The organism is Burkholderia sp. 22313 (assembly GCF_052045245.1).
Classification (GTDB): Bacteria; Pseudomonadota; Gammaproteobacteria; order Burkholderiales; family Burkholderiaceae; genus Burkholderia.
In genome coordinates this window covers 22,119-40,181 of sequence record NZ_JBQEON010000037.1, presented here as the reverse complement: position 1 = coordinate 40,181, position 18,063 = coordinate 22,119, and the positions used below count along the sequence as shown (strand labels likewise).

The window sequence follows — 18,063 nt, the reverse complement described above, 5'->3', positions numbered from 1 at the left end:
GCGGGGATCGGAGGAATCGGTGCGCGCTTGCCGGCGTGGCGCGGGGAAAGAACGAGGAACTGCGGAACGACGAAGAGCGAGGGACAGCGAAGAGCGACGGAACAGCTGACTGAATGACTGGCTGACTGGCCAACTTCAGGGTGACGGGCGCGGGNCCCGCGCCCGGACCTGTCGGTCGGGTGGGGCGTCAGGCCTGGGGTGCCGCGAGCTTCTGCTCGAGTTCCGCGACGCGCTTCTCGAGTTCCTCGAGACGCACGCGGGTGCGGGCGAGCACCTGGGCCTGCGTGTCGAACTCCTCGCGCGTGACGAGATCGAGCTTCGAGAAGCCTTGCGACAGCATGGCCTTCACGTTGCGCTCGACATCCTTGGCCGGCGAGTTTTTCAGCAGGTCGCTGACGCGCGACTGCAGATCGTTGAAAACGTCGCTGGGTTGCTTCATGTGATTCCCCTTCCTTGCACAAAAAATGTGCATCTTCCGTTGCGTACGTGCCCATGAAGCACGCATGACCGGAAATGGTGCGCCGGGGGCGCGAATTCCGGGCATGGCGCCCGCATGGGTGAATGGCCCGGCGAGCCGGGACGTGCGTGCACTCTAGCAACGATCCTTTCGCCGCGCCAGCAAACCGCGCCCACGTTGGCCATTCGGCCGGGCTTCCACACCTTTCAGCGCACGATGCGACCCCGTTTCAGGGCCCCTCGAGACGGTGCTCGCGCAAACATGGCATGCGAGTTGCTGAGAAGAGAACCGTTACAACAATCCAACCAATTCGACGGGACCACCCAGCGAGAGGACTTCATGAAACTGATTACCGCAATCATCAAGCCGTTCAAGCTCGATGAGACGCGCGAAGCGCTCTCCGCGCTCGGCGTCTCGGGCATCACGGTGACGGAGGTGAAAGGGTTCGGGCGCCAGAAGGGGCATACCGAGCTGTACCGGGGCGCCGAATACGTGGTCGATTTCCTGCCGAAGATGAAGATCGAGGCGGCCGTGTCCGACGATCTCGTCGATCAGGCGGTCGAGGCGATCGAGCGGGCCGCACGCACCGGCAAGATCGGCGACGGGAAGATCTTCGTCACGCCGATCGAGCAGGTGATCCGGATCCGGACCGGGGAGACAGGCGCGGACGCGCTGTAACACACAAAGACAAGCGACAAGAGGAAACCCGAGATGCGCAAACTTCTGATGTCCCTGCTGATGGCAGGCTCGCTGATCGCGGCCGGCGTCGGCCCCGCGCTCGCCGACGACGCGGCTTCCGCCGCGGCTGCGTCCGCGCCCGCCGCCACGGCGTCCGATGCAACGGCCGCCGCGCCGGCCGCTTCGGCGCCGGCCGCCACGGACGCTTCGGCACCGGCCGCTGCCGCCGCCCCCGCTTCGGGCGCCACGGACGCCTCGGCTGCCGCCGCCGCCTCGGCGCCGGCCGCGCCCGCCGCACCGACCGCGCCGTTCTCCGTCGATTCGTCGAAGATCAGCGCCGGCGACACCGCGTGGATGCTGACGTCCACCGCGCTCGTGCTGTTCATGACGATCCCCGGTCTCGCGCTGTTCTACGCGGGCATGGTCCGCAAGAAGAACGTGCTCGCGACCGTGATGCAGAGCTTCGCGATCACCGCGGTGATCACGGTGCTGTGGACGGTGATCGGCTACAGCCTCGCGTTCACGCCGGGCAACGGCTTCGTCGGCGGCCTGTCGCGCGTGTTCCTGCACGGGATGAACTACATCCACGGCGACAAGGCGACGACGCTGACCGTCAGCCACCTGGCGCCGACGATTCCCGAATCGGTCTACTTCGTCTACCAGATGACGTTCGCGATCATCACGCCGGCGCTGATCTGCGGCGCGTTCGCCGACCGGATGAAGTTCTCGGCGATGCTCGTGTTCATGACGCTCTGGTCGCTGATCGTCTACGTGCCGATCGCGCACATGGTGTGGGAGCCGACCGGCTGGCTGTCGTCGGACGGCGTGCTCGACTTCGCGGGCGGCACGGTGGTGCACATCAACGCCGGTATCGCGGGCCTCGTGTCGTGCCTGATGCTCGGCAAGCGCGTCGGCTTCGGCCGTGAATCGATGGCGCCGCACAACCTGGTGCTGACGATGATCGGCGGCTCGATGCTGTGGGTCGGCTGGTTCGGCTTCAACGCGGGTTCCGCGGTCGCGGCCGACGGCCGTGCCGGCTTCGCGATGCTGACGACGCAGGTCGCAACCGCCTGCGCGGCGCTCGGCTGGATGTTCGCGGAGTGGATCGCGCACGGCAAGCCGTCGGTGCTCGGCATCGTGTCGGGTGCGGTCGCGGGTCTCGTCGCGATCACGCCGGCGGCCGGCTTCGTTGGCGTGACGGGTGCGCTTGCGATCGGCATCGCGGCCGGCGTCGTGTGCTTCTGGTCCGCGACGTGGCTCAAGTCGAAGCTCGGCTACGACGATTCGCTCGACGCGTTCGGCGTGCACGGCGTGGGCGGGATTCTCGGCGCACTGCTGACCGGCGTGTTCGCGGTCAAGGACATCGGCGGCGCCGACGGCAGCCTGCTGCTGCAGGCGAAGGGCGTGCTGATCACGCTGGTGTACAGCGGCGTGCTGAGCTTCGTGCTGCTGAAGCTGATCGACCTGACGATCGGCCTGCGCGTGACCGAAGAGCAGGAGCGCGAAGGCCTCGACGTGGTGCTGCACGGCGAGCACGTCGAATAAGCCGCAAGGATGCACGGCGGGCCGCCGCGGCGACGGCGCCCGCCCTCGAATGAGCGCAGCGATTTCGGCCCGCCTATCCGGCGGGCTTTTTTTCTCCCGTCCCCGGGTACCGCAGCGCATAACCCTTCGCTCTATCGGGTCAATAGCCGAAAACTTCCTCCAAATCCTTGTGAAGCCGGGAACAATCCCCAAATGGGCAAGGCAATTGCTCTACAATCTTCATTCTCCCGCTCGCGAGTGATTCATGGTTCCCCACCTCGTTACCGCGTTGAACGGTCCGCTGCTCGAACTCGAGCAGAAGATCCTCGACGCGACGCCTGCAATCGAACGCTGGTTCAGGCTCGAATGGCAGGAACACACGCCGCCGTTCTATTGTTCGGTGGACCTGCGCAACGCCGGCTTCAAGCTGGCGCCCGTCGACGCGAACCTGTTCCCCGGCGCATTCAATAATCTGCCGTCCGAAGTGCTGCCGCTCGCCGTCCAGGCCGCGATGGCCGCGATCGAGAAGATCTGCCCGGACGCGAAGAACCTGCTCGTGATTCCCGAGCTGCCGACCCGCAACGCGTTCTATCTGGAAAACGTCGCGCGGCTCGCGACGATCATGCGCCAGGCCGGCCTGAACGTGCGCTTCGGCTCGCTCGACCCGAGCATCACCGACATGACCCCGATCACGCTGGCCGACGGCCAGAAGATCGTGCTCGAACCGCTCGACCGTTCGCAGCGCCGTCTCGGCCTGAAGAATTTCGATCCGTGCTCGATCCTGCTGAACAACGACCTGTCGGCCGGGATTCCCGCCGTGCTGGAAAACCTGCACGAGCAGTACCTGCTGCCGCCGCTGCACGCGGGCTGGGCCGTGCGCCGCAAGTCGACGCACTTCGCGTGCTACGACGACGTCGCGAAGAAGTTCGCGAAGATGGTCGGCGTCGATCCGTGGATGGTGAATCCGTATTTCGCGCACGTCGAAGGCGTCGACTGGCAGGCGCATGAAGGCGAGCAGGCGCTCGCCGATGCAATCGACGGCGTGCTGAAGAAGATCGCGCGCAAGTACCGCGAATACGGCATCAGCGAAAAGCCGTACGTCGTCGTGAAGGCCGACGCCGGCACCGCCGGGCGCGGCGTGATGACGGTGCACGACGCGGCCGAGATCGGCCGCCTGTCGAAGGCCGAGCGCGCGCAGATGGCCGAGTCGAAGGCCGGCCTCGCGGTGCGCGACGTGATCGTGCAGGAAGGCGTCTATACGTTCGAGCGCGTCGGCGACGAAGTCGCGGAGCCCGTCGTGTACATGATCGACCGCTACGTGGTCGGCGGTTTCTACCGCACGCACGGCGGCCGCGAGCGCGACCAGAACCTGAACGCGCCCGGCATGCACTACGTGCCGCTCGGCTTCGAGCACACCGCGCTGCCGGATGCCGGCGCGAAGCCGGGTGCCGCGCCGCCGAACCGTTTCTACATGTATGGCGTCGTCGCGCGCCTGTCGCTGATCGCGTCGTCGATCGAACTGGAAAAGACCGATCCGGAAGCCATCCAGGTGTAACGGCTTCGCTACGTACAGGACCCGCATGGACATTCTCTTTATCGCCGACCCGCTCGAGCGCTTCAAGATCTACAAGGATTCGACCTACGCGATGATGGCGGAAGCCGCGCGGCGCGGGCATGCGGTGTACGCATGCGAGCCGCGCGATCTCGCGTGGACGGGTTCCGCCGTCGAGGCCGACGTGCGGCGCATCACGATCGTCGGCGAGCTGGACGACCTGCATCGCGACACCTGGTTCGACGCGGGTTCCGTCGATGCGCGCCGCCTCGAATCGTTCGACGCGGTGCTGATGCGCAAGGATCCGCCGTTCGACATGGAGTACGTGACGTCGACCTGGCTGCTCGAGCTGGCCGAGCGCGCGGGCGCGCGCGTGTTCAACAAGGCGCAGGCGATCCGCGATCACTCGGAGAAGCTCGCGATCGGCGAGTTTCCGCAGTTCGTCGCGCCGACCCTCGTCACGCGCGACGCGAAACGGCTGCGCGCGTTCCACGCCGAGCATGGCGACGTGATCCTGAAGCCGCTCGACGGGATGGGCGGGATGGGCGTGTTCCGCGTGAAGCCGGACGGGATGAATCTCGGCTCGATCGTCGAAATGCTGAGCCACGACGGCACGCGTTCGGTGATGGCGCAGAAATTCATTCCCGAGATCAAGGCCGGCGACAAGCGCATCCTGCTGATCGGCGGCGAGCCGGTGCCGTATTCGCTCGCGCGGATTCCGCAGGGCAGCGAGGTGCGCGGCAATCTCGCCGCGGGCGGGCTGGGCGTCGCGCAGCCGCTGACGCCGCGCGATCGCGAGATCGCCGAGACGCTCGGGCCGGTGCTCGCCGCGCGCGGGCTGCTGCTGGTCGGGCTCGACGCGATCGGCGACTGGCTGACCGAGGTGAACGTGACGAGCCCGACGTGCTTCCGCGAAATCATGGAGCAGACGGGTTTCGACGTCGCCGCGATGTTCATCGACGCGCTGGAGCGGGCGGCCGCGTAGCCCGCGTCGCGCTCAACCCCGGCGGCGGCCGCGCAGGTCCCCCGTCGCCGAAGCCGTTCGACCGGCCTGCTACAATGCCCGCTTGCCCGGTGCCGCGACCAGCGCGCCGAAGGCCCGGCGATCGGGCCGAAACCGTTGCAAGGCTGAACATGAAACGCATCCCACACTCGCTATGCTCGTTGCCCCGCCACGGGGCGTCGGCCCGCCAGGGGCGGCCGGAGGCAGTCTGACATGGCCGGGATTCTGATCATCGCGCACGCTCCGCTCGCCACCGCGCTGCGGGACTGCATTGCGCACATCTATGGCGGCGTGCCCGCGCGCATCGGCTGTATCGACGTGCTGGCGGACAGCGACCCGACCCAGGTGATGGCGTTCGCACACGCGGAGCTCGCGCGGCTCAGGGAAGAGAACGGCGTCGTCGTGCTGACCGACATGTACGGCGCGACACCCGCGAACATCGCGGGCCAGCTCGCGAAGCTCGACAACGTGCGCGTGCTGGCGGGCGTGAATCTGCCGATGCTGGTGCGGGCCGTCTGCTACCGCACCGTGCCGCTCGACAAGCTCGTCGACAAGGCGCTGTCCGGCGGCGCGAAGGGCGTTCATGAGGTGTCGGCCGGCACGCCGCCGCCGCCGACGGAAACCGGCTGCGGCCAGTGCGCACCGATCCCGCCGGAACCGCAGCCGCGCACCGAATCGCACTGACCGTCCCGTTTTTCCCGTTTTAGCCCGACCCTGCCGACGCCCGTCGCCGGCGGCCTCGACCGACCCGACCGAGAATCATGCTTCAACAAGAAACCACCATCGTCAACAAATTGGGGCTCCATGCACGCGCTTCGGCCAAGCTTACGCAACTGGCCGGCAACTTCCAGTCGGAAGTCTGGATGACGCGCAACGGACGCAAGATCAACGCGAAGAGCATCATGGGCGTGATGATGCTCGCGGCCGGCATCGGCAGCACCGTGACGATCGAGACCGAAGGTCCCGACGAGCGGGAAGCGATGGACGCACTGCTCAAGCTGATCGCGGACAAGTTCGGCGAAGGTCAGTGATCCCCGTGCGGGATCGTTGCCGTTTCGAATCGGAATGCCGCGTTTTTCGCGGCATTTTTTTCGTCCGGCGCATTGATGCAGAGCGCGCAATGCTGCGCTGCATGCAGTCAGCACGGACGCGCGGAATTTATAATCGCTAACCGGGGTCATAAGCGCATCGCAGCAGTGTGCCGCGGCTTTACTTGTACAGAGGAGGTGCGCGTGTCCTTCACGCTGCATGGCATTCCCGTCTCACGTGGTATCGCGATCGGGCGAGCGTATCTGATCGCGCCGGCGGCGCTCGACGTCGCCCATTACCTCGTCGAGGCAAACCAGATCGACGCCGAGGTCGAGCGTTTCGGCACGGCGCGCGAGGTCGTGCATCGCGAACTCGAGGCGCTGCGTGCCGACCTGACCGACGATACCCCGACCGAAGTGGGCGCGTTCATCGACGTCCACGCGATGATCCTGAGCGACGCGATGCTCGTCCAGGAAACCATCGACCTGATCCGCACGCGCCGCTACAACGTCGAATGGGCGCTGACCGAACAGCTCGAGCTGCTCACGCGCCACTTCGACGACATCGAGGATGAATACCTGCGCGAGCGCAAGGCCGACATCGAGCAGGTGGTCGAGCGCGTGCTGAAGGCGCTCGCCGGCGCGCCGTCCGCGTCGCAGGCGCTCGATCGCGCGGCCGCGCGCGGCCAGAACGAGATGATCGTCGTCGCGCACGACATCGCGCCGGCCGACATGATGCAGTTCAAGTCGCAGTCGTTCCAGGCGTTCGTCACCGATCTCGGCGGGCGCACGTCGCACACCGCGATCGTCGCGCGCAGCCTCGGCATTCCGGCCGCGGTCGGCGTCCAGCATGCGAGTGCGCTAATCCGCCAGGACGACCTGATCATCGTCGACGGCGACCAGGGAATCGTGATCGTCGATCCGGCGCCGATCGTCCTCGAGGAATATTCGTACCGCCAGTCCGAGAAGTTGCTCGAGCAACGCAAGCTGCAGCGCCTGAAGTTCTCGCCGACGCAAACGATGTGCGGCACCAAGATCGAGCTGTACGCGAACATCGAGCTGCCCGACGACGCGAAGGCGGCGGTCGAGGCCGGCGCGGTCGGCGTCGGGCTGTTCCGCTCCGAGTTCCTGTTCATGCATCAGAAGGAGATGCCCGAGGAGGAGGAACAGTTCGCCGCGTACAAGCGCGCGGTCGAGTGGATGAAGGGCATGCCGGTGACGATCCGCACGATCGACGTCGGCGCGGACAAGCCGCTCGAGGCGCTCGACGAAGGCTACGAGACGGCGCCGAACCCGGCGCTCGGGCTGCGCGCGATCCGCTGGAGCCTGTCCGAGCCGCAGATGTTCCTCACGCAGTTGCGTGCGATCCTGCGCGCGTCCGCGTTCGGGCAGGTGAAGATCCTGATCCCGATGCTCGCGCACGCGCAGGAGATCGACCAGACGCTCGACCTGATCCGCGAGGCGAAGCGCCAGCTCGACGACGCGGGGCTCGCGTACGATCCGAACGTGCGCCTCGGCGCGATGATCGAGATTCCGGCCGCGGCGATCGCCTTGCCGCTGTTCCTGAAGCGCTTCGATTTCCTGTCGATCGGCACGAACGACCTGATCCAGTACACGCTCGCGATCGACCGCGCGGACAACGCGGTCGCGCACCTGTACGACCCGCTGCATCCGGCCGTGCTGCACCTGATCGCCTATACGCTGCGCGAGGCGAAGCGGGCGGGCGTGTCGGTGTCGGTGTGCGGGGAGATGGCGGGCGATCCGGCGCTCACGCGCCTGTTGCTCGGGATGGGGCTCACCGAGTTCTCGATGCACCCGAGCCAGCTGCTGGTCGTGAAGCAGGAGATCCTGCGCGCGCATCTGAAGTCGCTCGAGAAGCCGACGGCCGACGTGCTGGCCGCGTTCGAGCCGGAGGAAGTGCAGGCGGCGCTCAAGCGCCTGTCGGTCGCGGAACCGCGCGCGGACGCGGCCGCTTAGGCGCCGCAAGCCGCGTCGCGAACCGCGCGCGAACGTCGCAAAACGTCACGCATGCGCCGCTCGGCGCATGCATCCCGCGCGTGTCAGTGCCGGCCCTGGCACACGGGGCAGTCGGCCTGGCGCGCGATCTTCATCGTCGTCCATTCCATCCGCAGCGAATCGAGCATCATCAGCCGGCCGTTGAGCGTCGTGCCGATCGCGCCGATCACGCGCAGCGCCTCGGCGGCCTGCATCGCGCCGATGATCCCGACCGTCGGCGCGAACACGCCCATCGTCGCGCACGCGACTTCCTCGAACGGCTGGTCTTCCGGAAACACGCACGCATAGCAGGGCGCGGCCGGGTCGCGGAAGTCGAACGTGCTGATCTGGCCGTCGAAGCGCAGCGCGGCGCCCGACACGAGCGGCACGCCGTGCGCGACGCACGCGCGGTTGATCGCATGGCGGGTCGCGAAGTTGTCGGTGCAGTCGAGCACGACGGTGGCCTGCGGCACGTGTGCGTCGAGCCACGCATCGTCGACGCGCGCCGCGACCGCATGCACCGTCACTTCCGGGTTCAGCTGCGCGAGCGCGTCGCGCCCCGATTCGACCTTGCTGCGGCCGACAGAGGCCGTCACGTGCAGGATCTGCCGCTGCAGGTTCGTGAGGTCGACCGTGTCGGCGTCGACCAGCGTGATCGTGCCGACCCCGGACGCCGCGAGATACATCGCGGCCGGCGAGCCGAGGCCGCCGGCGCCGACGACGATCGCATGCGCGTCGAGGAAGCGCTGCTGGGCCTCGATGCCGATTTCGTCGACGAGAATGTGGCGGGAGTAGCGGAGGAGTTGATCGTCGTTCATGGGAAAGTCGGGCGACGCATACCGCCGGCGGCGGCGCGGACGCCTCTGCGTCTGTCTGCGTATTCTAGGCGCACATGAAAAACGGGCCATCGCGGTCTTCCCGCGATGGCCCGTCGGATGCCGGCCGGCGCTTACTTCGGTGCCGACGCCGGTTTCGGTGCGGCGGCCTTCGCGCCCGACGCCTTCGCGGCGGACGCGGCCTTGGCTGCCGGGCTCTTCGCCGTGCTTTCGGCGAGCAGCGACTTCGATTCCTGCACCGGCTTGCCTTCGAGCTTGTTGAGCGCCTGCTGCATCATGAAGTCGTCGGCGCTGCCGAACTCGATCGGCTTGCGATCGCGGTCTTTCTGGCGCTGCTCCGGCGTCTTCTTGTCGTTCTGCTCTTCGAGCACGCGCAGTTGATCCATCCGGCGCTGTTCGCGCTCTTCCTGTTCCTTCTTCTCGTTCGGATCCTGCGTGTTCGCGAGGTGGTTCGTGTAGTCGACCTCGCGCGTCACGAGCACGTCGTCCGGATCGCCGTCCGCGTACTGATCGACCGGCACGTCGGGCGTGATCCCCTTGTTCTGGATCGAACGGCCGCTCGGCGTGTAGTAGTAGGCGGTCGTCAGGCGCAGCGCGGTGTCGGCCGTCATCGGGCGAACCGTCTGCACCGAACCCTTGCCGAACGTCGTCTTGCCCATGATCTGCGCGCGCTTCGAATCCTGCAGCGCGCCGGCGACGATTTCCGACGCGGACGCCGAGTACGCGTTCGTCAGCACGATCATCGGCACGGTCTTGAAGACCGGCGGCAGATTCTTCAGCGGATCGCCGTCGAAGGACGGCAGGCGGTAGTTGTCGTAGGTGTCGCGGTAGACCTGCTTCGAATCCGGGATCTGGCCGTTGGTCGACACGACGACGGAGTCGGGCGGCAGGAACGCGCCGGCGACGCCGACCGCGCTCTGCAGCAGGCCGCCGCCGTTGTTGCGTAGGTCGACGATCAGGCCCTTCAGGTTCGGCTGCTGGCGTGCGATGTCCTGCAGCTTCGCGGCGAGATCGGGCGTCGTGCGCTCCTGGAAGCTCGTGATCCGGATGTAGGCATAGCCCGGGTCGAGCATCTTCATCTTCACGCTCTGGACCTTGATGATCGCGCGCGTGACCGTGACCGGGAACGTGCGGTCGTCGCTCTTGCGGAAGATGGTCAGCGTGACCTTGGTGCCCGGCTCGCCGCGCATCTGCTTGACGGCCTTGTCGAGCGTCATGCCGCGCACCGGCTTGTCGTTGATGCGCGTGATCAGGTCGCCCGGACGGATGCCGGCGCGGAACGCGGGGGTGTCTTCGATCGGCGAGATCACCTTGACGAGGCCGTCTTCCTGCGAGATCTCGATGCCGAGACCCGCGAAGCGGCCCTTGGTCTGCTCCTGCAGCTCGTCATAGTCGGTCTTGTCGAGGAACGACGAGTGCGGGTCGAGGCTCGACACCATGCCCTTGATCGCCGCCGTCAGCAGCTTCTTGTCGTCGACCGGCTCGACGTACTCGCGCTTGATCTGGCCGAACACTTCCGCGAACAGGCGGAGCTGGTCGAGGGGAAGCGGCGCCGTGGCGGTTTGCTCGGCCGACGCGGAAACCTGCAGCGTGGCGAATACGCCCGTGGCAAGGCCCGCGGCAATCAGGCCGATGTTCTTCAATTTCATTCGCATAGAGAGTCTGGTGCGGTCGGGAAGCGCGTGGCGGTAGCGGGGATGTAGCGGACAAGTATAACTGTTCGTCCGATGACTCAGTGGAACGGTGCGAAAAGGGGCGGAGGTCCCGCGGTCCCGGGGCCCGGCGGGGTGCCGCCGGCCGCGCAGCGGATTCGAAAGCGGATTCGACAGCACCGGGGCCGCGAAGGTTCGCGCCGCGCGCCGGGACGGGCGAGCCGGGCAGGCCGCGTTCGCCGCGGCGTGCCCGGCGGGGCGGGCGTCAGCCCGCCTTGCCCTGCTTCGCGACGGCGGCCTGCGCCTTCGCGATCGCGTCCTGGTCGCCCAGGTAGTAGTGCGTGATCGGCTTCAGGTTCTCGTCGAGTTCATACACGAGCGGCACGCCGTTCGGGATGTTCAGGCCGACGATGTCGCTGTCCGAGATGCCGTCGAGGTACTTGATCAGCGCGCGCAGCGAGTTGCCGTGCGCGGCGATCAGCACCTGCTTGCCGGCGCGGACCGCCGGCGCGATCGACTCGTTCCACAGCGGCAGCACGCGTGCGACCGTATCCTTCAGGCACTCGGTCAGCGGCAGCTGCTCGCGCGGCACCTTCGCGTAGCGCGGATCGTTGAACGGCGCGCGTTCGTCGGTCGGCTCGAGCGCCGGCGGCGGCGTGTCGTAGCTGCGGCGCCACACGAGCACCTGGTCGTCGCCGAACTTGGCGGCCGTTTCCGCCTTGTTCAGGCCCGACAGCGCGCCGTAGTGGCGCTCGTTCAGGCGCCACGAGTGGACGACCGGCAGGTACATCAGGTCCATCTTGTCCTGCACGTGCCACAGGGTGCGGATCGCGCGCTTGAGCACCGAGGTGTAGGCGATGTCGAACGTGTAGCCGGCCTCCTTGAGCAATTCGCCGGCCTGGTAGGCCTCGTTGCGACCCTGTTCGGTCAGGTCGACGTCGACCCAGCCGGTGAAGCGGTTTTCCTTGTTCCACGTCGATTCGCCGTGGCGGATGAGAACGAGTTTGTACATGGATCTTGCGGTCGGTAGTGATAGGGAAGCGGGGCGCGTCGCGCGGCACCCGGACCGGGCCCGCCATCGCGCAAGACGGTTATTTTATAATGGCTGGATTGCCCTCATCCGATTTCTCTTTTTTCCGGCGGAATTCCGTGACGTTCTTTACCAATTACACCAACCTGGCCCTGATCGCGATCCTGGTGGTTTCCGGCGGCCTGCTCGCATGGCCGGCCCTGCGCCGCGGCCGCGGTGGCCTGTCGGCCGCGGAGGCGACGCAGCTCATCAATCGCCGCAACGCGATCGTGATCGACGTGCGTGCCGCGTCCGAGTTTGCCGCCGGCCACCTGCCGTCGGCACGCCAGGTCGCCGCCGGCGAGATCGGCGCGAAGATTGCGCAGGTTGCGAAAAACAAGAGCACCCCCGTGCTGCTCGTCTGCCAGAACGGCCAGCAGTCGCAGAAGGCGGCGCGCGAGGTCGAGGCGGCAGGCTATGCCGAGGTACACGTGCTCGAGGGCGGCGTCGCCGCCTGGCAGCAGGCCGGGATGCCGGTCGTCAAACAAGGAGTGGCGAAGTGAGCAAGGTTTTGATGTACAGCACGCAGGTGTGTCCGTATTGCATTCAGGCCGAGCGCCTGCTGAAGCTGCGCGGTGTCGAGCAGATCGAAAAGGTGCTGATCGACCGCGATCCGGCCCGCCGTGAGGAAATGATGTCGCGCACGGGCCGTCGCACGGTGCCGCAGATCTATATCGGCGACACGCACGTCGGCGGTTACGACGATCTGTCGAAGCTCGACCGCGAAGGCGGGCTCTTGCCGCTTCTGCAAGTGGCCTGATTAGGGCAGAATGGCCGCCGGCCGCGCCGCGGCTTGGGCGCACAGGATCCAACCGGGGTGGCCGGCGTGAAGCCGGGCCGCCCCGTCACCACTTTTAGGGAAACACCATGTCCGACGTCGAAAACCAACCGTTCTTCAACATCCAGCGCGTCTACCTGAAGGACATGTCGCTCGAGCAGCCGAATTCGCCGGCGATCTTCCTCGAGCAGGACATGCCGTCGGTCGAAGTCGAAGTCGACGTCAAGGCCGAGCGCCTGGCGGAAAGCGTGTTCGAAGTCGTCGTGTCGGGCACGGTCACCGCGAAGGTCAAGGACAAGGTTGCGTTCCTGATCGAGGCGAAGCAGGCCGGCATTTTCGACATTCGCAACATTCCCGACGAACAGCTCGACCCGCTCGTCGGCATCGCCTGCCCGACGATCCTGTTCCCGTACCTGCGCTCGAACATCGCCGACGCGATCACGCGTGCGGGCTTCCCGCCGATCCACCTGGCGGAAATCAACTTCCAGGCGCTGTACGAGCAGCGTCTCGCGCAGCTTCAGCAGCAGCAGGCCGGCGCAGCGGGCGCGCCGAACGGCTCGACGCTGAACTGACGTTCCACTCCGGACCGGTGCTGGGTATGAAAGTAGCCGTTCTCGGCGCCGGTGCCTGGGGCACCGCGCTCGCGGGCCATCTGGCCGCGCGGCACGATACGCTTCTCTGGGCGCGCGACGCCGCGCTGATCGCCGGGCTGCAGGCCCGGCACGAAAATTCCCGCTATCTGGACGGCATCGCGCTGCCCGATGCGCTGCGCTACGACGCCGATCTCGACGCCGCGCTCGCGCACGGCGCCGCGGACGACGCGCTGTGCGTGATCGCCGCGCCCGTGGCCGGGCTGCGCACGCTGTTCGGCGCGATGCGCGACGCGGGCTGCGTGCCCGCGCACGTCGTGTGGGTCTGCAAGGGTTTCGAGGCCGACACGCATCTGCTGCCGCACCAGGTGATCGCGGCCGAGCTGCCCGGGCAGCACAGCAACGGCGTGCTGTCGGGGCCGAGCTTCGCCCGCGAGGTCGGGCTCGCGCTACCCGTCGCGCTGACGGTCGCGAGCGCATCCGCCGAGTGCCGCGAGCGCACGCTCGCCGCGTTCCATCACGGCGCGATGCGGATCTATACGGGCGACGACGTGGTCGGCGTCGAGGTCGGCGGCGCGGTGAAGAACGTGCTGGCGATCGCGACCGGCATCGCCGACGGGCTCGGGCTCGGGCTGAACGCCCGTGCCGCGCTGGTCACGCGCGGCCTTGCCGAAATGTCGCGCCTTGGCGTCGCGCTCGGCGGCCGGGCCGAAACCTTTACGGGGCTCACGGGCCTCGGCGACCTGATCCTCACCGCGACAGGCGACCTGTCGCGCAATCGCACGGTCGGCCTGCAACTGGCTGCCGGCCGCTCGCTGAACGACATCCTCGGTGCACTCGGCCATGTGGCCGAAGGCGTGCGCTGCGCACAGGCCGTGCTCGCGCTCGCGCGTGCGCAGTCGATCGAAATGCCGATCACCGAAGCCGTGTGCGGCGTGCTGTTCGACGGTGTCGCGCCGCGCGATGCGGTCAGCGGCTTGCTGCGGCGCGACGCGCGCGCCGAATAACGCAGACCAATCGCCGCCGATTTTTGCGGCCAGACGCCCTCGCGCAAAGCAAGGGGTGCCAAAGCGCACTACGCTTGAACAGTCTCCGGCGTTTCGGGAGGGTGTCATGCTGCAGATCGGTTCCACCACGCTCGCCGCGCAACACGTCGACATCACGACACTCGATGTCGACGCGATCGTCAACGCCGCGAACGGTTCGCTGCTCGGCGGCGGCGGGGTCGACGGCGCGATTCATCGCGCGGCCGGTCCGGGCCTGCTGGCCGAGTGCCGCACGCTCGGCGGCTGCGACACCGGCGACGCGAAGCTCACGCGCGGCCACGGGCTGCCGGCGCGGTACGTGATTCATGCGGTTGGCCCGGTGTGGTACGGCGGCGGACGCGGCGAGCCCGACCTGCTCGCGGCGTGCTACCGGCGCGCGATCGAGCTGGCCGAGGAAGTGGCGGCGACGTCGATTGCATTCCCGGCGATCAGCTGCGGTGTGTACCGCTATCCGGCCGACGAGGCCGTCGACATCGCGGTCGGCACGGTCGTCGAAATGCTGCCGCAGGCGCCGAACCTCGCACGCGTGGTATTCGCGTGCTTTTCATCCGACATGTACGACCTGTATCGCGCGCGGCTCGCGCGCATCTAGCGCGCCGGGCCGCACGGCGCGAGCCGGGCAGCGCGGGCGGGTGTCACGCGCCGCCTTCGAAGCCGGCCTGGCGCCACGCCTCGAATACGACCACGGCGACCGTGTTCGACAGGTTCAGGCTGCGATTGCCCGGCCGCATCGGCAGGCGCACGCGCTGTTCGTTCGGGAAGCGTTCGAGCACGCCGGCCGGCAAGCCACGCGTTTCCGAGCCGAACACAAACCAGTCGCCCGGTACGAATGCGTGGTCGTGGAAGCGGCCCGAGCCGCGGGTCGTGAACGCGAACATTCGCGCGGGATCGGGCGTTTCGGCCGCGACGAACGCGTCCCAGTCGCGGTGCACGCGCATTTCCGCATATTCGTGATAGTCGAGGCCCGCGCGGCGCATCTTCGCGTCGTCGAGCGGAAAGCCGAGCGGCTCGATCAGGTGCAGGCGCGCGCCGGTGTTGGCGCACAGGCGGATCACGTTGCCGGTGTTCGGCGGAATTTCGGGGGCGACGAGGACGACGTTGAACATGGTTGGGTCTGGCTGGGCCGGCCGGGGCGGAGCAACCTGCATTCCGTCCCGGCCGGCCGGTTCGTGACGGCCGCCGCCGCATGCGGGCGGCCGGCTTCTCTAATCTCTATCTAATTAATCCCTGGCGGTGCGCAGCGCAACCAGATTCGTCACGCGCGCGGCACCGGCCGCCTTCAATGCGTGCGCGGCGGCCGCGAGCGTCGCGCCCGACGTCATCACGTCGTCGACGAGCGCCACGTGGCGGCCGGCGAGGTTGCGCGTCACCGCGAACGCTGCCATCACGTTGTCGCGCCGCGCGCGCCGGTCGAGCCGCGACTGCGGCGCGGTTTCGGTCACGCGGGCGAGCAGCGCGGCGTCGGCGTGCACACCGAGCCGGCGCGCGAGCGGCCGCGCGATTGCCCACGCCTGGTTGTAGCCGCGCGCGACGAGCCGTCCGTGCGACAGCGGCACCGGCGCGATCAGGTCGAAGCCGCCGGCAGTGCGCATCGCGTCCGTGTCGTCGATCCGCTGCGCGAGCCGGGCCGCGAATTCCGCGCCGAGCGCGAGCCGCGCATGAAACTTCAGGCCGCGCGCGAGCCCGTCGAGCGGCGCGCGGTAATCGGCGAGCGCGAGCGTCGCGTCGAACGGCGGCGGGTTCGCGCGGCACGCATCGCACCGGTACGCGGACGCGGGGCCCGCGCCATCGTGCCGGCCGGCGGCGCCGTGTGAACGCGGCCGCCCGACGCCCAGCGGCACCGCGCAGACGCCGCAGCGCAGCCGTGCTTCATTCCAGTACGCGGCGTCGCAGGCACCGCAAATCACCGTGTGTGACAAATTGCCGCACAGCGCGCACCGATTCGGCAACGCGACCGTGACGACGCGCACGGCGAGTGCACGAAGCTGCGACAAAACGACGCGCATCGGGCGCGGGGCGGAACGGCGATCCATCGCGAACACTCCTGATGGCCCCGCCTCGCTGAAGGCCGCGAGGCGAGCGAGTATACTTCGGGCTCTTCGCCAGTGTGCCCGACATGTCCCCAGCTTCGACTTCAACCGGCCGTCCGGCCAATGACGCCCGGCGTTTGCGGCGGATCTTCGATCGCCGCGCCGACGCGTTCGACGCGGTTGCGTTCCTGCCGCGCGAGATCGCGCAGCGGATGAACGAGCGCCTCGAATACATCAAGGTGAGCCCCGCGGCCGTGCTCGACGCGGGCTGCGGCCCGGGCGACGACCTGCCGGCGCTGCGCGCGCGCTTTCCCGAGGCCCCGGTGTTCGGCGTCGACCTGTCCGGCGCGATGCTCGCGCGGGCAGGGCAGCGCGAGGTCGAGCAGACGAGCTGGCGCCGCTGGCTGCCTGCGTCGCTCGGCCGGGCGCTGGGCTCGCGCGGCCCGCGCGTCGCGCAGGCCGACTTCTCCGAATTGCCGTTCGCCGCGGGCGCGTTCGACCTGATCTGGTCGAATCTCGCGCTGCACTGGCATTCGCGTCCCGATACGGTGTTCCCTGAATGGCAGCGCGTGCTGCGCGTGAACGGCCTGCTGATGTTCAGCACGCTCGGCCCCGACACGCTGCGCGAGCTGCGCGCGGCCTGCGCGGACGCCGAGGCGGTGCTCGGCATCGCGCCGCACGCCGCGCGCGTGATCGATTTCGTCGACATGCACGACCTCGGCGACATGCTCGTCGAGAGCGGTTTCGAGATTCCGGTGATGGACCAGGAAGTGCTGACCGTCACGTACAAGACCCCCGATTCCCTGCTGGCCGACGTGCGCCGCTGGGGCGCCTATCCGTTCGACCGCGCCATCCCGCGGCACGCGGCGCGGCGCTTTCGCGCGGCGCTCGGCGACGCGCTGGAAGCGCGCCGGCGCGCGGACGGCACGATTGCCCTGACCTTCGAGGTGATCTACGGCCACGCGTGGAAGGCCGTGCCGCGTACGACCGCCGAGGGGCACGGGATCGTGCGCATCGAAGATATCGGCAAGGGGCGTCCGAAGAATCGGTAAAGCGGTAAAGAGGGGTTTTGTTATGTCTGAAATTAGCGGCGCAAAGCGGGGTCGAATTGGCGGCAAAAACGGCCGGGAAGCTTGTGGCGCTTGGCTCGCGGGCCGATAGCCGCTTGCTTGTGGATGCCATTGAACCCGCCTATAATGCGTCAGCTTGTCGTCCCGGGGTCCCCGCAATACGGTCCGACGAGTCCGATGCAGGCATGCATCGCATGCCATTCGCGTGAGGCGGCGATGGAAGCAGCGAGGGTTTTGGCGGAGACGACGAACGGCGAACCGGTCCTCGCGGACTGGCTGATGAAACGCAACTGTTCGGTGTCGCCGCGCCAGTTCGTGCTGTTTTACGCGTCGCTCGCGGGCTTCTCGCTGGTGATCGCGGCATTGCTGATGTGGCGGGGGGCCTGGCTCGTCATGCCCTTTACCGGAATCGAATTGCTGGTGGTCGGTATTGCATTTGCGATCCATGCCCGTCACGCAGTCGATTACGAGCGCATCAGGCTGTTCCCGCATCGGCTCGTGATCGAGCGGATGGATGCGGAGCGGCTCACGCAGATCGAATTCAACCCGCGCTGGGTGCGGGTCGAGCCGGGAGCGACGCCACGCGATCCGATTCGACTGGTATCGCGCGGGCAGACCGTCGTAATCGGGCAGCATCTCGCGCAGTACAAGCGTGCGCAGTTCGCCGACGAGCTGCGCGTGTCGCTCAGGCGCTGCGGCTGACGAGGCGCGGACACCGGCCGGAACAGGCCGGCGTCTTGCGACGGGGGAGGGTT

General features: G+C 67.7%; 20 protein-coding genes. 14 read left to right on the top strand and 6 right to left on the bottom strand.

The genetic code is table 11. The features are described 5' to 3' along the window. Positions 1–187: 187 nt before the first annotated feature. Positions 188–439 carry an accessory factor UbiK family protein gene (locus ACTJKF_RS25780; protein WP_006489451.1) on the bottom strand — a complete coding sequence of 84 codons (252 nt, stop codon included), beginning with the start codon at positions 437–439 and terminating at the stop codon, positions 188–190. Between the two features lie 357 nt (positions 440–796). On the opposite strand from ACTJKF_RS25780, the gene ACTJKF_RS25775 reads away from it, so the two are divergent. From ACTJKF_RS25775 to ptsP, 7 genes are all read left to right on the top strand, one after another. Beyond that, complete coding sequence (locus ACTJKF_RS25775; RefSeq protein WP_006398175.1) at positions 797–1,135, top strand: P-II family nitrogen regulator; 339 nt, start codon at positions 797–799, stop codon at positions 1,133–1,135. Positions 1,136–1,168: 33 nt separating this feature from the next. After that, entirely contained in the window at positions 1,169–2,680 is a 1,512-nt protein-coding gene (locus tag ACTJKF_RS25770; protein ID WP_440627254.1) for an ammonium transporter, read from the top strand. A gap of 244 nt (positions 2,681–2,924) precedes the next feature. After that, positions 2,925–4,214, top strand: coding sequence for a glutamate--cysteine ligase (gene gshA / locus ACTJKF_RS25765; protein ID WP_440627252.1), 1,290 nt, complete (start codon positions 2,925–2,927; stop codon positions 4,212–4,214). 25 nt (positions 4,215–4,239) lie between these two features. Then, positions 4,240–5,196: a glutathione synthase gene (gene gshB, locus ACTJKF_RS25760; RefSeq protein WP_440627250.1), complete on the top strand. Its 957-nt coding sequence runs from the start codon at positions 4,240–4,242 to the stop codon at positions 5,194–5,196. Positions 5,197–5,427: 231 nt separating this feature from the next. Beyond that, positions 5,428–5,898 (top strand): PTS sugar transporter subunit IIA, encoded by a 471-nt coding sequence (locus ACTJKF_RS25755; protein ID WP_440627248.1) that lies wholly within the window; start codon positions 5,428–5,430, stop codon positions 5,896–5,898. A 77-nt stretch (positions 5,899–5,975) separates the two neighbouring features. Then, a complete protein-coding gene (locus ACTJKF_RS25750) occupies positions 5,976–6,245 on the top strand; it encodes an HPr family phosphocarrier protein (RefSeq protein WP_006477716.1) in 270 nt (89 codons plus the stop codon). Positions 6,246–6,446: 201 nt separating this feature from the next. Next, entirely contained in the window at positions 6,447–8,219 is a 1,773-nt protein-coding gene (gene ptsP / locus ACTJKF_RS25745; RefSeq protein WP_440627245.1) for a phosphoenolpyruvate--protein phosphotransferase, read from the top strand. 83 nt (positions 8,220–8,302) lie between these two features. Here the strand turns inward: ptsP and ACTJKF_RS25740 are convergent, their stop codons facing one another. The 3 genes from ACTJKF_RS25740 to gpmA all read right to left on the bottom strand — a co-directional run bounded on the left by ACTJKF_RS25740 (position 8,303) and on the right by gpmA (position 11,737). Continuing rightward, positions 8,303–9,055: a HesA/MoeB/ThiF family protein gene (locus tag ACTJKF_RS25740; RefSeq protein ID WP_044848228.1), complete on the bottom strand. Its 753-nt coding sequence runs from the start codon at positions 9,053–9,055 to the stop codon at positions 8,303–8,305. Between the two features lie 131 nt (positions 9,056–9,186). Then, positions 9,187–10,728 carry a S41 family peptidase gene (locus ACTJKF_RS25735; protein ID WP_440627244.1) on the bottom strand — a complete coding sequence of 514 codons (1,542 nt, stop codon included), beginning with the start codon at positions 10,726–10,728 and terminating at the stop codon, positions 9,187–9,189. A 262-nt stretch (positions 10,729–10,990) separates the two neighbouring features. Next, complete coding sequence (gene gpmA, locus ACTJKF_RS25730) at positions 10,991–11,737, bottom strand: 2,3-diphosphoglycerate-dependent phosphoglycerate mutase (RefSeq protein ID WP_121861025.1); 747 nt, start codon at positions 11,735–11,737, stop codon at positions 10,991–10,993. Between the two features lie 137 nt (positions 11,738–11,874). Between gpmA and ACTJKF_RS25725 the strand changes: the two genes are divergently transcribed. From ACTJKF_RS25725 to ACTJKF_RS25705, 5 genes are all read left to right on the top strand, one after another. After that, positions 11,875–12,297, top strand: coding sequence for a rhodanese-like domain-containing protein (locus tag ACTJKF_RS25725; RefSeq protein WP_440627241.1), 423 nt, complete (start codon positions 11,875–11,877; stop codon positions 12,295–12,297). Continuing rightward, positions 12,294–12,554, top strand: coding sequence for a glutaredoxin 3 (grxC, locus tag ACTJKF_RS25720; protein ID WP_440627239.1), 261 nt, complete (start codon positions 12,294–12,296; stop codon positions 12,552–12,554). The genes ACTJKF_RS25725 and grxC overlap by 4 nt, the downstream gene beginning before the upstream one ends. A gap of 107 nt (positions 12,555–12,661) precedes the next feature. After that, positions 12,662–13,144: a protein-export chaperone SecB gene (secB, locus tag ACTJKF_RS25715; protein WP_017334323.1), complete on the top strand. Its 483-nt coding sequence runs from the start codon at positions 12,662–12,664 to the stop codon at positions 13,142–13,144. 26 nt (positions 13,145–13,170) lie between these two features. Next, the gene (locus ACTJKF_RS25710; protein WP_440627237.1) at positions 13,171–14,169 is read left to right on the top strand and encodes an NAD(P)H-dependent glycerol-3-phosphate dehydrogenase; all 999 of its coding nucleotides are present in this window, start codon (positions 13,171–13,173) and stop codon (positions 14,167–14,169) included. A gap of 106 nt (positions 14,170–14,275) precedes the next feature. Beyond that, complete coding sequence (locus ACTJKF_RS25705; RefSeq protein ID WP_440627236.1) at positions 14,276–14,800, top strand: O-acetyl-ADP-ribose deacetylase; 525 nt, start codon at positions 14,276–14,278, stop codon at positions 14,798–14,800. Between the two features lie 43 nt (positions 14,801–14,843). Here ACTJKF_RS25705 and trmL read toward each other — a convergent pair whose 3' ends face one another. After that, entirely contained in the window at positions 14,844–15,314 is a 471-nt protein-coding gene (gene trmL, locus ACTJKF_RS25700; RefSeq protein WP_440627234.1) for a tRNA (uridine(34)/cytosine(34)/5-carboxymethylaminomethyluridine(34)-2'-O)-methyltransferase TrmL, read from the bottom strand. Positions 15,315–15,428: 114 nt separating this feature from the next. Continuing rightward, the gene (locus ACTJKF_RS25695; protein WP_440627233.1) at positions 15,429–16,241 is read right to left on the bottom strand and encodes a ComF family protein; all 813 of its coding nucleotides are present in this window, start codon (positions 16,239–16,241) and stop codon (positions 15,429–15,431) included. Between the two features lie 83 nt (positions 16,242–16,324). Between ACTJKF_RS25695 and ACTJKF_RS25690 the strand changes: the two genes are divergently transcribed. Together ACTJKF_RS25690 and ACTJKF_RS25685 are read left to right on the top strand one after the other, a co-directional pair. Then, positions 16,325–17,290 carry a methyltransferase domain-containing protein gene (locus ACTJKF_RS25690; protein WP_440627231.1) on the top strand — a complete coding sequence of 322 codons (966 nt, stop codon included), beginning with the start codon at positions 16,325–16,327 and terminating at the stop codon, positions 17,288–17,290. A 195-nt stretch (positions 17,291–17,485) separates the two neighbouring features. Next, positions 17,486–18,010, top strand: coding sequence for a DUF2244 domain-containing protein (locus tag ACTJKF_RS25685; RefSeq protein ID WP_440627295.1), 525 nt, complete (start codon positions 17,486–17,488; stop codon positions 18,008–18,010). Positions 18,011–18,063: the final 53 nt, after the last annotated feature.

What these genes read in the sequence shown, in the direction of transcription:
- ACTJKF_RS25780 (WP_006489451.1), bottom strand. Translation starts at nt 439, where the DNA reads ATGAAGCAACCCAGCGACGTTTTCAACGATCTGCAGTCGCGCGTCAGC.
- ACTJKF_RS25775 (WP_006398175.1), top strand. Translation starts at nt 797, where the DNA reads ATGAAACTGATTACCGCAATCATCAAGCCGTTCAAGCTCGATGAGACG.
- ACTJKF_RS25770 (WP_440627254.1), top strand. Translation starts at nt 1,169, where the DNA reads ATGCGCAAACTTCTGATGTCCCTGCTGATGGCAGGCTCGCTGATCGCG.
- gshA (WP_440627252.1), top strand. Translation starts at nt 2,925, where the DNA reads ATGGTTCCCCACCTCGTTACCGCGTTGAACGGTCCGCTGCTCGAACTC.
- gshB (WP_440627250.1), top strand. Translation starts at nt 4,240, where the DNA reads ATGGACATTCTCTTTATCGCCGACCCGCTCGAGCGCTTCAAGATCTAC.
- ACTJKF_RS25755 (WP_440627248.1), top strand. Translation starts at nt 5,428, where the DNA reads ATGGCCGGGATTCTGATCATCGCGCACGCTCCGCTCGCCACCGCGCTG.
- ACTJKF_RS25750 (WP_006477716.1), top strand. Translation starts at nt 5,976, where the DNA reads ATGCTTCAACAAGAAACCACCATCGTCAACAAATTGGGGCTCCATGCA.
- ACTJKF_RS25740 (WP_044848228.1), bottom strand. Translation starts at nt 9,055, where the DNA reads ATGAACGACGATCAACTCCTCCGCTACTCCCGCCACATTCTCGTCGAC.
- ACTJKF_RS25735 (WP_440627244.1), bottom strand. Translation starts at nt 10,728, where the DNA reads ATGCGAATGAAATTGAAGAACATCGGCCTGATTGCCGCGGGCCTTGCC.
- gpmA (WP_121861025.1), bottom strand. Translation starts at nt 11,737, where the DNA reads ATGTACAAACTCGTTCTCATCCGCCACGGCGAATCGACGTGGAACAAG.
- secB (WP_017334323.1), top strand. Translation starts at nt 12,662, where the DNA reads ATGTCCGACGTCGAAAACCAACCGTTCTTCAACATCCAGCGCGTCTAC.
- ACTJKF_RS25710 (WP_440627237.1), top strand. Translation starts at nt 13,171, where the DNA reads ATGAAAGTAGCCGTTCTCGGCGCCGGTGCCTGGGGCACCGCGCTCGCG.
- ACTJKF_RS25705 (WP_440627236.1), top strand. Translation starts at nt 14,276, where the DNA reads ATGCTGCAGATCGGTTCCACCACGCTCGCCGCGCAACACGTCGACATC.
- trmL (WP_440627234.1), bottom strand. Translation starts at nt 15,314, where the DNA reads ATGTTCAACGTCGTCCTCGTCGCCCCCGAAATTCCGCCGAACACCGGC.
- ACTJKF_RS25695 (WP_440627233.1), bottom strand. Translation starts at nt 16,241, where the DNA reads ATGGATCGCCGTTCCGCCCCGCGCCCGATGCGCGTCGTTTTGTCGCAG.
- ACTJKF_RS25690 (WP_440627231.1), top strand. Translation starts at nt 16,325, where the DNA reads ATGTCCCCAGCTTCGACTTCAACCGGCCGTCCGGCCAATGACGCCCGG.
- ACTJKF_RS25685 (WP_440627295.1), top strand. Translation starts at nt 17,486, where the DNA reads ATGCAGGCATGCATCGCATGCCATTCGCGTGAGGCGGCGATGGAAGCA.